The following is a 13,263-nucleotide window of genomic DNA, read 5'->3' as shown; positions in this document are numbered from 1 at the left end:
TCGTCGATTCTAACCGCAGCAGCAGCCGTGGCGCATCTTGCGACAAGGTAATCACTGGGTTAGTATCGCGCGCTGTATCTCAGGGCCGGTAGCTCAGTTGGGAGAGCGTCGCGTTCGCAATGCGAAGGTCGGGAGTTCGATCCTCCTCCGGTCCACACTTTTACAAGGCCAGAGTTTGCTCTGGCCTTTTGCTTGTGGCCTGTGCGGGCTAGGTATGGCGGGGGTTTCAGGATTTGTGCGGAGGGCGACCTTCGCACCTGCTCTCGATTTTTCAAGGGGTTACGGACGGTCGTTTGAATCAAAAAATGCCTGTCGGGTGGCGACCCGAGCAACACGCGCGAGCCAAGGCCCTCGGCAAACAGCAATTGCGCGGCTGCAACTCCAGTCTGATTTTGCAATCGTCATGCGCCTTCTCCTGGTCCAGTCTGAACTCTTGTCGCTGCCAGGGCGGTACCTGGCTATGCAATTACCAATAGATCATTACTCTTTCAGGTATCCCCATGCCGCTCCGCTTCCCCCGACCTCTCGTCGTCGGCGATTTGATCGCAATCACCGCCCCGTCGGCTGGCGTTGCACCGGCTTTACATCCCCGGCTTGATTTGGCTATTGCAGCCCTGCAAGGACGAGGCTATCGGGTGGTAGAGGGCAATTGCCTGCGCGCTTCTCATCAGCATGCCAGCAGCGGTAAAGCCGCGCAGGCTGCTGAGCTGATGTCCTTTCTACAAGACCCTTCGGTAGCCGCGGTCATGCCGCCCTGGGGTGGAGAACGGGCCATCGAACTGCTGCCCTTGCTGGATTTCTCGGCCCTCGCGGCAATCGAGCCCAAATGGTTCGTAGGCTTTTCGGATCTCAGCACCTTGCAGCTGCCGCTCGCCTGCCTGTCCGGCTGGGCATCGCTGCATGGACCCAATCTGATGGAGCTGGGGGCCACCACGCTGGACCAAACCACTGCGGCCCTATGGCAGGTGCTGGAAACCCCACCAGTCAACACAGTGGTGCAGTCGCCGGCCCGCCTACACCGCAAACAACGGGCAGACTGGGCGTCCGAGCCAGCAGCCAATTTACTACTGACCGAGCCGACGCGTACATGGCGGCTTGATGGCAATTCGTCTCCGCTAGAACTGCACGGGCGGCTGATCGGCGGCTGCCTAGACACCATAGCCCGCCTCGCTGGCACGCGTTATGGCGACGTGCCAGCTTTCGTTGCCAGCTCAGTCGACGGAACCCTGCTGTTCTTGGAAAACTGCGAGATGGCACCCTGCGAGTTGTTGCGCACGCTCTCCAGCCTTCGGCTGCACGGCTGGTTCGACGGCCTGGCGGGCGTACTGATCGGCCGCAGCGCCGCCCCAGATGTAGTCAGCGGCGAGGGGCTGGGTTATATCGATGCGTTGCGGGCTATTTTGAATGAGCTACCTTGTCCAGTATTGTGCGGCCTCGATATCGGCCATATACCGCCGCAATGGTCGCTGGTTCAGGGCGCGCTGGCGCAGGTAGTATTCGATGGCGAGCAGGCAACCTTGACCATGACTTTGAGTTAGGCGTCGTAAGCATGAACCTTCGCGAACTGGAAGCGCTTGGGGAACCAGATCTTCTCATCGCTGGGTTGCGCGTCTGGATTCATGGCAGTCAATTTCCCAATGCAGTCGACTACTGGGATGGCAATTGGCTGCGGGTAACGGCGTACTGTGGGCGTGTACTGAATTTTGTGTAAACGGACTTTTGGCAGGAAACTGCCGCCGAGTCTGGAGACACAATGAGCCCGAAGAAACACGACGTCCCTGAAGCCCTTCTGACCAGCCGGCTGGCCAACTACCAGAAGCCCGAAGACCTGATAGGCGAGAACGGCCTGCTCAAACAGCTGACCAAGTTGCTGGTAGAGAAGGCGCTGGATGCCGAACTCGCCGAACATCTAGGCCACTCCAAGCATGAGCCAGTCGTTAATACCACTGGCGCCCCCCGCAACGGTAAGAGTCGCAAGACGCTCAAGGGTGAGTTCGGCGAGCTGCCCATCGATGTGCCGCGCGACCGCCACGGCACCTTTGAACCCAAGCTGATCTCCAAACACCAGACCCGCTGGAGTGGCTTTGACGACAAGGTCATCTCGCTCTACGCCCGCAGCATGACGGTTCGCGAGACCCAGGTTCTCTGTCGGGTTTTTTCATGCCCCCCAACGTCAGCCCTGGCGCTATTTCGCGACCCTGCCTCTTGAGGTGCAAGAGGGTAAATCGTTTAAGAAACAAGAGCGGACGATTCGACCGGTCGCGCCAGAGCACAAGCTATCGGGCAACTACCTGAAGGCTGGTGGCAAATTATTTGTCTTCAAATCTAGAGATTAAAGATTCACCACAGGTAAGACTGCCTCAATAAAAGCTTCTGCGACTGGAGAAAGCGCCTTGCCTCGCCAGTAGACCAGCGACCAGTGATTCCAGATCGGGAACCCTACGACGTCCAGTTCAACGAATTCATTGGGCGCGGCATGAGCCAAGGTGTGCCTGGACAAGATGGCAATGCCGAGCCCAGCTGATACGGAAGCACGGATCGCCTCGTTGCTCTCGATAATCATCTGGGGCTTGATCACTTCGCTTCGAGCTGCGAAATGGCGCTCAATTGCCCGCCGTGTACCTGATCCTGGTTCACGCAGTATCAGCCGATCCCCTGCCAGATCACTCCACTGGACGTTCGCTCTGCCGGCGAGAGGGTGATCGGACGGTGCAATCACTACCAAAGCATTTTCGACAAGGGGACGGGTAACGATATCCAGTCCTTCTGGTGGCTCACTGAAAACATACAGATCATCGGTATTTGCCATCAGGCGAGTGATGACCTCATTGCGGTTGGCGATTCGAAGCTCGACTTCGACCTGGGGATGTTGCCGACAAAACGGACCGAGCATGCCGGGGACGATGTATTTAGAGGTCGTCACCACGCCCAAGCGCAGCACCCCGGCAGTCAGGCCGGTCAATTGGGCCAGCCGCATCTCCACGCGGTCCAGCACTTCAAACAGCGCCCGGGTTTCTTCCTGGAGTATTTGCCCGGCCTGGGTCAAGTAAAGCTGCTTTCCAACCTGTTCAAACAGTGGCAGGCCAATCGATTCGGTCAGCTTCGCCAACTGGGTGGAGACCGTCGGCTGCGCAAGGTGCAGCGCCTGCGCGGCCTGGGTGACGCTGAGTTGCACCGCGACCTCGCGAAAGACCTCCAGTTGGCGAAAAGTGGTTTGCCGTGTGTGAAAACGTGTTTTGTTCATTTACGGTAATAGATGCTTTGGAGACAGTTAATCTATTATTGGCAATTCTTCCGCTGATCCACAATGTCAACCGTCACGCCTACGGGCGACTCTTAAGGATCTCGGCATGTCACCTACACCTATCACAGTTGCCTACGGCGACGGCATTGGCCCGGAAATCATGACGGCCACCCTTCATATCCTGCAGGCGGCAGGGGCGCAGCTTGCGCCAGAAGTGATCGAGATCGGGGAACAGGTGTACTTGCGCGGCAATAGTGCAGGCATTGAGCCTGCGGCTTGGGAATCGCTGCGTCGCACCCGGGTGTTTCTCAAGGCGCCGATCACCACACCGCAGGGCGGTGGCTACAAAAGCCTCAACGTCACCACCCGCAAGGCTTTAGGTCTCTTTGCCAATATTCGGCCGTGTGTGGCTTACGCACCCTTTGTCGAGACCCGCCATCCGAATATGGACGTGGTCATCATCCGTGAGAACGAAGAGGATCTTTACGCCGGCATCGAGCACCGCCAGACCGATGAGGTTTACCAGTGCCTGAAGCTGATCACGCGTCCTGGCTGCGAAAAGATCATCCGATATGCCTTCGATTTCGCCCGTCAGCACAGCCGCAAGAAGGTCAGTTGCTTCGTGAAGGACAACATTATGAAATTCACGGACGGGCTGTTTCACAAGGTCTTCAACGAAGTCGGCGTCGACTATCCGGATATCGAACAGGAAACTTGGATCGTCGATATCGGCGCGGCCAAGCTGGCCGACACGCCTGAGGCGTTTGATGTGATTGTTCTGCCCAATCTGTACGGTGACATTCTTTCGGATGTCGCAGCACAGATCGCAGGATCGGTGGGGATGGCGGGCTCGGCCAACATCGGTGATCAGTGCGCTATGTTTGAAGCGATTCATGGTTCTGCACCGCGTCGCGCCGGACAGGACATCGCCAACCCTTCCGGCTTGCTGCACGGAGCCATTCAGATGCTGACGCATATCGGTCAGCACGAGGTTGCTGAGCGCATTCACAATGCTTGGCTGCGGACGCTGGAAGAAGGCATTCACACCTACGACATCTACTCTGCTGCCCACAGCCGGGAAAAGGTAGGCACACAAGCCTTCGCCAAGGCCGTGATCGCCAGATTGGGAAAGCGGCCAGAAATGCTGGAGCCAGTCCGCTATGCCAGCAGCAACACGATCAAGCCTTGGCAACCCAAGCGGGCCGACCCGGCTGTGAAGGTGCTGGTTGGGGTGGACATCTTTCTGCAATCACGTGAGAACGGACCGGACATGCTGGGAGCGCGATTACGGGAATACGGCTCTGCGCAGCTACCGCTACAGGTCATCACCAACCGTGGTGTCAAGGTCTGGCCAAACGGTTTTCCCGAAACCTTCTGTGTAGATCACTGGCGCTGTCGTTTTAAGTCTGAACAAGCTGTGGAGTTCAGCGATGTGCTCGCGCTGCAGGAACGACTGCATCACGCCGGATTTGACGTGGTGAAGACGGAAAACCTCTACACCTTCGACGGCGAACCTGGTTACGCAGCAGTGCACGGATAACCGCGCGCTCCTCTCTCGTATCTCCCTGAACGCGGCGACCTTGCTCATGGAGAAGCTCAGTTTGGCTAGCACATGGACAGCCCGCGGGATCCAGGGACATCGGGGCAGAGATCAGGTGGTGTTCGGATAGCGACTCCAGCACCGAATACAAAAAACCGACAGGTTTCCTGTCGGTTTTTTCATGCTCGCAAAGTCACCCCTGGCGCTATTTCGCCCACGTAGATCTGCATTGCCAGCTCAATGCGACGGCTCTTGTTCTTCCCTCAGTCCCTCTTCCCACGAGATCAAACCCATTACAGATCAGTGTGACAATACCGCCCCCGCTGCCGCGGCTCCCGGCAACAGAAGCCGCAGCATCCTGTGCTGCACTGTCTCAGCGCGGCAGCTCGTAATTCAGTTCGTAGGGGCCGCTGCCGCTGAGGGATTTCACCTGTAGCACATAGTAGCCACGACTTGCCGTGTGATGGATCGACTCGGTTGAAGTCGGTGACGTGCTGCTGGCGACAGTGATCCATGCTCTGCCGTTCCAGCGCAGCAGTGCCAGTTCGAAGTTGGCGTTCGAGGGACCCGATAGGTAAGCGCTGGCTACGCCGCCGGCTGTGCTGTAGTGATAGCGCGCCGGATGGTAGGCAATCGCACCTGGGCCTGCCAGCGTACTACGCACGGTCGTGCTGTCGCCGGGCTGGTAATAGCTGGCGATCACCGCATTGGCGTGGCGCTCGTTGACGAGATGCCATGGCCGGCCGAGTGTGCGCATGCGCGAGTCCTCCGTCGGTCGGTAGACGTCGCTCTTGCAATAGCGTGCTCCGGTGAACAGGCCGATCGTGCCGTTGGCGTAAGCGCCCGTCGGGGTCGGCATCGGCATCGACGACTGGATCAGGTCGCCCCACTTGATGGTGTCGAGGGCGGTCTGGCGGGTCGTGTTCGGTTCGGCAGGCTCGCCGGGCTCGCAGGTGCCGTAGTCGTATTCGTCAGCGAGGCCAAACGAGGTGTGGCCGATCTCGTGCAGCGCCAGCTCGATTGCGCTGGTGTGCATCGTCATCGTCGCGATCGCTCCGCCGGCGCCGCCGTAGCGTGTCGTATTGGCAATCGCGACGATCAGGTCGCGGCCGTCGGCCGGGGTCACTGCCCCGACTGCCTTGAAGACCAACTCGTCGTCGGCGCAGACGAGCCGGTCGATGTTGTAGCAGCCCATATTCATGCCCAGTGCGGTGTCGCGATAGGTGCCCTCCACCAGGTCGTCGATGCCGGATTCCGCGCTGACGACATCGACACGGCGGATATTGACTGCACTGCGCGTGGCATCAAACAGCGAATCGGCAAGCACGCCGTCGGCGACCCGCTGGGCATCGGCTTGCCATTTGGCCTGCTCGGCGGCGGTATAGCCGTCACCGATCAGGATGATGTCAAAGCGCCGCGACGGCGGCCCGCTCTGGTGCAGCATCGCTGTGCCCGACACATTCCGGTTCGACTGCGGCCGCTGCAAGGTATGGACGATGCTGCGCTCGATCTCCTCGCGCCGATACTGGCGCAGCGTGGTCGTCTGTAAGCCGGGCTGGCGCATCTCGATGGCAATCGAGGCGACGTCCTCGTGGGCTGGCACGCGTAGCTCGAACTGTCCCTGCGGGCGCAGCACTGCACGCGACTGCACGATCCGGCCGGTAAGCGGGTCGAATGCCTCGGCCTGCAACCGGCGCGGGTCGGCGACCGAGCGCGCATAGACCATGCGTCCGGCGGCGTCGCGCGCGACGATGGTGAAGTCGCCGTCGACGCGGGTCGGCGATACGGCATAGTCGCCGTGCTCGGCCGCGACCAGCTCCAGCTTCTGTCCGCCCTGGGTCCCTTGGATATCGAATTGAAGCGCCCATGTCGATTGCGCCTGTACCTGTATCGCTGCGGCTCCCACCAGCAGCGCCATTGTCCACATCGTTGCATTCATCACATGCCCTCCCGGTTGACAAGGAGATTCGAGCGTGGCAGCGGAAGCGCGCTTTTGTATTGGCGGAATCCAGTGCAGCGACGAAGGAATGCGACAAAAACCGCAGGCTTGCCAGGCCAGGGAGGCAGAAAGCGCCGAGCAGCCTGAGCCAATCGTTCCTGACTACAGCGAATGTGTTCGCTTCAGCCTGTGTGGATGGCTCTGAAGTGCGGGGCGCGGGTTGAGCAATCGGGTCGGAAACTGCGTACAGCCTGGATTTTCTGTTCTTCCCAAGAATTTTTCCTGGAGACTTGTTTTATTTGTTTTTGTATAAAAATGGCTATAGATATAGCATATATATTTCACAAATATTTAATATTGAGCGAAGTAGAAAGAATCGGCCTAGCCTAGGCCACAATCCCATCACATCATTTATATGAACAAAACCCGACAGGAAACCTGTCGGGTTTTTTCATGACGGCAACCTCAGCCCTGCGTTTCGAATCACGCGAATCCTGCACCTGAGGCCGGACATGGCGTGCCGTCCATGCTGCGGCGTCTGAGCAAGGACACCGCAGCCTGCCGTCACGTCTTGCCTTAACGCGGCAGCTCGTACTTCAGCTCGTAGGCGCCGCTGCCGCTGTAGGACTTCACTTGCAGCGAGTAGTAGCCCGCGTTGGCCGTGTAGCGGATCAGCTCGGTCGAGGTCGGCGAGGTGCTGCTGGCGACCGAGACCCAGGCGCTGCCGTTCCAGCGCAGCAGGATCAGCTCGAAGTCGGCGTTGGCAGGACCGGTCAGCGAAGCGCTGATCTCGCCGCCATTGGCCGTGTAGTGGTACGGCGACGGATGGGTCGCGGTCGCGCCCGTGCCCGACAGGGTGCCGCGCGTGGTCGTACCGGCTTCGTCCGGCTTGTAGTGGCTGGCGATCACGGCGCTGGCGATGCGCTCGTTGACGGCATGCCACGGCCGGCCGAGTGTGCGCATCCGCGAGTCTTCGGTCGGGCGGTAGACGCCGGTCTTGCAATAACGCGAACCGGAGAACAGGCCGATCGTACCGTTGGAGTAGCGGCCCACCGGCGTCGGCACCGGGGTCGTCGACTGGATCAGGTCGCCCCATTTGATGTAGTTGCGCGCAGTCTGTCGGGTCGCGTTCTTTTCGGACGGCTCACCTGCCGAGCAGGTGCCGTAGTCATATTCATCGGCCAGTCCGAAGGCGGTGTGGCCGATCTCGTGCAGCGCGAGTTCGATGGCGCTGGCATGCATGGTCATCGTGGCGATCCGGCCGCCGGCGCCGCCGTAGCGGGTGGTATTGCCGACGGCGATGATCACATCACGGCCGTCGGCCGGGGTTACCGAGCCGACTGCGCTGTAGACGAGGTTGTCATCGGCGCAGACCAGCCGGTCGAGGCCGTAGCAGCCGATGTTCATGCCAAGCGCGGTGTCGCGATAAGTGCGGTAAGTCAGGTCGTCGATGCCCGACTGTGCGCTGATGACGTCGACGCGCCGAATGTTCAGGGCACCACGGTGCGCATTGAACAGCGGGTCGGCGAGCAGGCCGTCGGCGACGCGCTTGGCGTCGGCCTGCCATTTGGCCTGTTCGGCGGCGGTATAGCCATCGCCGATCAACACGATATCGAAGCGCTGCGACGACGGGCCGCTCTGATACAGCATCGCGGTACTCGATGCCGCCTTGGCGGTCCGCATCCGCATGCCGGTATCGGCGATACGGCCTTCGATGTCCTCGCGCCGGAACACTGCGGCGGTCGTCGGCGTGGTTGCGCCGGCGGCACGCATGCCTGGCTCATGGATCTCGATGGCAATCGAGGCAACGTCGTCGCGGGCCGGGATGCGCAGTTCGAACTGGCCGCTCGACAGTTGAATCTCGCGGGCTTCCACGATCCGGCCGGTGACGGGGTCGAACGACTCGGCCTGTAGGCGGCGCGGGTCGGCGACCGACTGCATATAGAGCACACGTCCGGCTGCGTCGCGAGCGACGATCTTGAAGTCGCCGTCTTGATCGATGAGTTCAGGTGACACCGCATAGTCGCCGCGCTCGGCTGCGACCAGCTCCAGCTTCTGTCCGCTCCAGGTTCCTTGGGCGTCAAACCGCAGCGCCCATGTCGATTGCGCCTGTGCCTGCGTCACTACGGCCCCGGCCAGCAGCGCCATCGTCCACATCTTTCCGTTCATCGCCATGCTCTCCGCACTCAAATGGTGATATGAGATTGGCATAGATTATGACGATCGTATAGTGAAAATTGCACAATCGATCAGTAATGCAACACGATCCCATAAAAGCAGAGGCCTCGCCAGCTCGGAAATCCGGAGCAGGGAAAAAGATGAAAGCCAGGCAGAGACTGGCTTTAAGCGAGTCGCACAGCTATTTGGCTGTCCAGCAAGACCGACGGCACCGTCGCATGGCTTTGGCAACGCTGCTGGCCTTCGCATAGTTTTTTTCAGAGTTGTTCCATAGTTTGATGCCTATAGCATTGCTTCTGGCTCGGACTCATCGGACATCATGTCGAGTCAGTTCTTACCAAGCTAAGCTCAGCAATAACTGGAGATTCAGACTGTTGGCGTGCTATATGGCCATGCATGCGATTCTTTGGGAATGTTAATTGCCTAGAAAAACAGACGATTTTTCGATCGCGTGTAATCCAATTGTCATTTTCAGGGGAACGAATATGGCCAGCAAGAACACGATCTGTCTGTGGTTCGATGGCACCGCCGTAGAAGCTGCGCAGTTCTACGCACAGACATTTCCTGACACGGTAGTGGGAGCCATCCATCACGCCCCAGGCGCTTACCCCGATGGCCAGGAAGGCGATGTCCTGCTGGTCGAATTCAGTGTGATGGGCATTCCCTGTGTCGGCCTCAATGGTGGTCCGGTCTTCAAGCACAACGAGGCTTTCTCCTTTCAGGTCGCGACCGACGATCAGGAAGAAACCGACCGCCTGTGGCAGGCGATCGTGGAAAACGGCGGGTAGGGAAGTGCTTGTGGCTGGTGCAAGGACAAGTGGGGCGTGTCGTGGCAGATCACGCCACGGGTGCTCACTGAAGCGTTTGCCGATCCCGATCGCGCCGCGGCCAAGCGTGTGTTCGAGGCGATGATGGGGATGGGGAAGATCGATATTGCCGCGATCGAAGCGGCCCGGCGCGGGTGAGGTCGAGGGCGGCTTAGGGGCTGGTTGGGGAAGGCTGCATTGGATCGTCCGTAGCTGTTCGATGCATTGGGCCGTCGTGAGCACGGCAGGCTATGCCGCCATGCCTCTTCTTGGTGCAACGCACAAAAGCATTTGTTTTTAAAAAATATTTATCTGTCCGAGCCTGGTTCTGAGGTCTTCGGCAAGCTGAACTGTTGCACTTTGTTGACAATAAGCTGACAGTTCCCATTAAGAGTTTTTATTCAATTGATCACTTTCAAAGTCTCCCCCTATGATCGACGGCGATGGGCGTTTGCCTTGCGGTAGACGCCCGGCCGTGTGCTGGTCGACACGGTCACGCAGCCTGCAAGACCTGCCCGATTGATGCTGGCTGAACCAGCGTGGACGGGTCTTAGCGGGCGATTTATTCAGTAAATACGGAAAAACTAACAATGTTAAAAATGACAAAGACAGCGCTCGCTGTCGCTGCAATAGGGGTAGGGTTCAACGTTTGTGCCGCCGAGCCGGCTCAAGGAGAGCGGGTCGAGGTTGTTGGCACCAGCATCAAGCGTGTCGCAAAGGAAGGGGCAGTACCGGTTATCACCGTCAAGCGCGAGGAAATCGAACGTTCGGGCGCGCAGACGGTAGCCGATGTGCTACAGGCACTGACTGCCAACGCCGGCAGCTTTGGCGACCAGACTGCGGCGATTTCTGATTCCGCCAGTTTTTCCTCGGTATCGATGCGGGGGCTGGGTGCCAGCAGCACCCTGGTTCTGCTCAATGGCCGCCGTATCGCGGTGGCGAGCTTCGATTCCAGCGGCGGTAACTTTGTCGATCTGAACACCCTGCCGCTCGGGGCCATCGAGCGGATCGAAGTGCTGAAGGACGGGGCTTCGGCCATCTACGGTTCCGACGCGATCGCGGGCGTGATCAATGTCGTGACCAAGCGCAACTACAAGGGTCTCGAAGCCAAGGGCGGCTACCGTCAGTCCGACCGCGGCGACGGCAAAGAATACAGCGCGACGCTGGCCGGCGGCCTCGGCGACCTGGCCAACGACGGCTACAACCTGCTGGTGTCGTTCGATTACCTGAACCGCGAAGCGATCCGCCAGTCCGACCGGTCGTGGAGCCGTTCCGCCGACCAGCGCTCGCGCAATGGCGCCGACCGCCGCAGCTCGACGGGTTTCCCGGTTTCCTACGCCAAGTACGATCCGCGCCATCCCAATGCGCCGATCGTGTTCCAGCCGGCTGCCGACTGCCCGGCCGACCGCCAGGTCGCCAGCGGCAGCAATGTGTTCTGTCGCTTCGACTTCAACTCCTATCAGGATCTCCAGCCCGAAAGCGAGCGCTACAGCGCTTTTGCGGCGTTTACCAAGACCCTGACCGCCAACGCCAATCTGTTTGTCGAAGGCTCGTTCAGCAATGCCAAGACCAAGAGCCGGCTGGCGCCGAGTCCGCTGACGGCCGATCAGGAACTGTCGCCCGATGGGACTTTCCGTTACCTGATCAACCCCGATGCGGCGACCAATCCGTTCCGTGGCAGTGGCGCCTATGCGCTGGTCCGCTACCGCCCGCTCGAAGCCGGTGGCCGGATTGCCGATTTCGATACCAATACCTACCGCCTGCTCGGCGGTGTCAAGGGGACGGTCAGCGATTGGGACTACGAGCTGGTCGCCGGTTACTCGGGCAGCGAAACCGACCAGCGCCAGAACGGCTACTACGACGCGGCCAAGTTCCGCGAAGCGCTGGCGACCGGGCGACTCGATCCGTTCAAGACCAATAGTGCCGAGGTGGTCAATTCGATATTGGTCGGCCCGATGCTCAACCAGGGCAAATCGACCTCGAAATACCTCAACGGCAAGGTCTCGGGCGAAATCGCCGAGCTGCCGGCCGGGCCGCTCGGTATGGCGGTCGGCTTTGAAGTGCGGCGCGACGAAATCGAAAACACGCCCGACGCCAATCTGCGGGCCGGCAATGTGTTCGCAGTGGCCAAGGACAGCGGGGCCAATGGTCGGCAGAACGTCGATTCGCTGTTTGCCGAACTCAATGTGCCGCTGCTCAAGCAGGTGGAAATGCAGTTGGCGGTGCGGGGCGACCGCTATAGATATGGCGGTCGTTCGGTCAGCAAGGCCAGCCCGAAGATTGCGCTGCGCTATCAGCCCAGCAGCAATCTGTTGCTGCGTGCTTCCTATAACGAGGCGTTCCACGCTCCGTCGCTGTTCCAGCTCTACAAGCAATCGGAATCGTTCGACTTTATCGAAGACCCGCTGCGCTGCCCGTTCACCGACTCGCCGCAGGATTGTGGCGGTGCGCAGTTCAAGACCCAGGTGCGCGGCAACCCCGAACTCGAGCCCGAAACCGCCAAGAGCTACAACCTGGGCCTGGTGTTCGAGCCGGTGCGCAACTTCTCGGTTGGTATCGACTACTTCCGCATCGAGAAGAAGAACGCGATCGAGCGCCTCGACGGGCGCAATATCGTCGCCAAGTTCCCCAGCAATACCGAGTTCGTGCGCCGTCTGCCCGATGAAGTACTGGCCAACGGCATGCGGATTCCGGGTGCCGTCACCGAGGTCTACGACCGCTATTCCAACCTCGGCATGATCAAGACCGATGGCTTTGACTTCGATCTGAAGCTCAGCACCGCGCTGGGCTCGGCCGGCAAGTTCACCTTCGGCAGCTCCACCACCTATGTGCGCAGCTTCAAGAAGGCGCTGATGAATCCGCTGACCAAAGAAGCCTATCCGCTCGAAGAATATGTGGATCTGATCGACTACCCGCGCATCCGCAGCAATATGTCGTTCGGTCTCGACAGTGGACGCTGGGAGAGCAACCTCGTGGTCAACTATATGGACAGCTACGAGGACAACGACACCCCGGCCGATGTGAGTGACGATAACCGTCGCGTTTCCTCGTTCACCACGGTCGATATGCAACTGGTGTTCAAGGGCATCAAGAACACCCGTATCGCGCTCGGTGCGAAGAACCTGTTCGATCGGGAACCGCCGTCGATCGTCACCGGTTCGACCGCTTCGGGTGGCTTCAACGGCAATCTGATCGATGGTCGCGGCCGTATGCTGTATCTGACCGGCAGCTATACCTTCTATTGATCGTTGTCTGATCTGAAGCAGAGACGCCATCCCATTGTCGGGATGGCGTTTTTTATCTGCAATGATCTTATTAAAGATTCATGCAAACTATGTGCTAAATAGAGGAACATTTATATAAATATATAAATAAAATAAGTCCAATTCTCCTCGGGGGATTGGCAGCTTCCCTCTGTGCCGAACAGCACCAGGGAAGAATGGAAAGGCGTCTTTGCCTGAGGGAGCATGGACGCTTGGCTATCAGCCGCGTCTTTTCTACCTCCGCTGCCGACGCTCACTGGTCGGCTGCGCCAATTTCCTCCCGCTGGGTCTGC

General features: G+C 59.4%; 7 protein-coding genes, 1 tRNA gene and 2 pseudogenes. 7 read left to right on the top strand and 3 right to left on the bottom strand.

All coding sequences use genetic code 11. The annotated features are described in order from the left end of the window. Positions 1-82: 82 nt before the first annotated feature. The 4 genes and pseudogenes from ACFOW7_RS10935 to ACFOW7_RS10920 all read left to right on the top strand — a co-directional run. Positions 83-155, top strand: a tRNA-Ala gene (locus ACFOW7_RS10935). Between the two features lie 345 nt (positions 156-500). After that, on the top strand, positions 501-1,538 hold the full coding sequence (locus ACFOW7_RS10930) for a S66 family peptidase (RefSeq protein WP_378164065.1): 1,038 nt from the start codon (positions 501-503) through the stop codon (positions 1,536-1,538). Between the two features lie 11 nt (positions 1,539-1,549). Continuing rightward, positions 1,550-1,711, top strand: a complete 162-nt coding sequence (locus ACFOW7_RS10925; RefSeq protein WP_378164063.1) for a hypothetical protein — start codon at positions 1,550-1,552, stop codon at positions 1,709-1,711. Positions 1,712-1,753: 42 nt separating this feature from the next. Further along, positions 1,754-2,140 (top strand): annotated as a pseudogene (locus ACFOW7_RS10920) (transposase); the annotation flags it as partial. A 192-nt stretch (positions 2,141-2,332) separates the two neighbouring features. Here the strand turns inward: ACFOW7_RS10920 and ACFOW7_RS10915 are convergent. Further along, positions 2,333-3,244 carry a LysR family transcriptional regulator gene (locus ACFOW7_RS10915; protein ID WP_378164060.1) on the bottom strand — a complete coding sequence of 304 codons (912 nt, stop codon included), beginning with the start codon at positions 3,242-3,244 and terminating at the stop codon, positions 2,333-2,335. Between the two features lie 106 nt (positions 3,245-3,350). Here ACFOW7_RS10915 and ACFOW7_RS10910 point away from each other — a divergent pair, with 106 nt between their 5' ends. Next, entirely contained in the window at positions 3,351-4,784 is a 1,434-nt protein-coding gene (locus tag ACFOW7_RS10910) for an NADP-dependent isocitrate dehydrogenase (RefSeq protein WP_378164058.1), read from the top strand. A 373-nt stretch (positions 4,785-5,157) separates the two neighbouring features. On the opposite strand, the gene ACFOW7_RS10905 is transcribed toward ACFOW7_RS10910, so the two are convergent. Next, positions 5,158-6,723, bottom strand: coding sequence for a M64 family metallopeptidase (locus tag ACFOW7_RS10905; protein WP_378164056.1), 1,566 nt, complete (start codon positions 6,721-6,723; stop codon positions 5,158-5,160). A 576-nt stretch (positions 6,724-7,299) separates the two neighbouring features. Continuing rightward, positions 7,300-8,892: a M64 family metallopeptidase gene (locus tag ACFOW7_RS10900; RefSeq protein ID WP_378164054.1), complete on the bottom strand. Its 1,593-nt coding sequence runs from the start codon at positions 8,890-8,892 to the stop codon at positions 7,300-7,302. Positions 8,893-9,386: 494 nt separating this feature from the next. Between ACFOW7_RS10900 and ACFOW7_RS10895 the strand changes: the two are divergent. After that, positions 9,387-9,866, top strand: a pseudogene (locus tag ACFOW7_RS10895) (VOC family protein). Between the two features lie 440 nt (positions 9,867-10,306). Further along, on the top strand, positions 10,307-12,952 hold the full coding sequence (locus tag ACFOW7_RS10890) for a TonB-dependent receptor (protein WP_378164052.1): 2,646 nt from the start codon (positions 10,307-10,309) through the stop codon (positions 12,950-12,952). The last annotated feature ends 311 nt before the right edge of the window (positions 12,953-13,263 follow it).

This window comes from Chitinimonas lacunae (assembly GCF_042650885.1).
In the GTDB taxonomy this organism is placed as follows: Bacteria; Pseudomonadota; Gammaproteobacteria; order Burkholderiales; family Chitinimonadaceae; genus Chitinimonas_A; species Chitinimonas_A lacunae.
Note: the sequence above shows the minus strand (reverse complement) of the source record. Positions and strands in the feature narration are given on the sequence as shown.

Bases quoted from the DNA above. Each gene is read 5' to 3' on its own strand.
- ACFOW7_RS10930 (WP_378164065.1), top strand. From the start codon at position 501: ATGCCGCTCCGCTTCCCCCGACCTCTCGTCGTCGGCGATTTGATCGCA.
- ACFOW7_RS10925 (WP_378164063.1), top strand. From the start codon at position 1,550: ATGAACCTTCGCGAACTGGAAGCGCTTGGGGAACCAGATCTTCTCATC.
- ACFOW7_RS10915 (WP_378164060.1), bottom strand. From the start codon at position 3,244: ATGAACAAAACACGTTTTCACACACGGCAAACCACTTTTCGCCAACTG.
- ACFOW7_RS10910 (WP_378164058.1), top strand. From the start codon at position 3,351: ATGTCACCTACACCTATCACAGTTGCCTACGGCGACGGCATTGGCCCG.
- ACFOW7_RS10905 (WP_378164056.1), bottom strand. From the start codon at position 6,723: ATGAATGCAACGATGTGGACAATGGCGCTGCTGGTGGGAGCCGCAGCG.
- ACFOW7_RS10900 (WP_378164054.1), bottom strand. From the start codon at position 8,892: ATGAACGGAAAGATGTGGACGATGGCGCTGCTGGCCGGGGCCGTAGTG.
- ACFOW7_RS10890 (WP_378164052.1), top strand. From the start codon at position 10,307: ATGACAAAGACAGCGCTCGCTGTCGCTGCAATAGGGGTAGGGTTCAAC.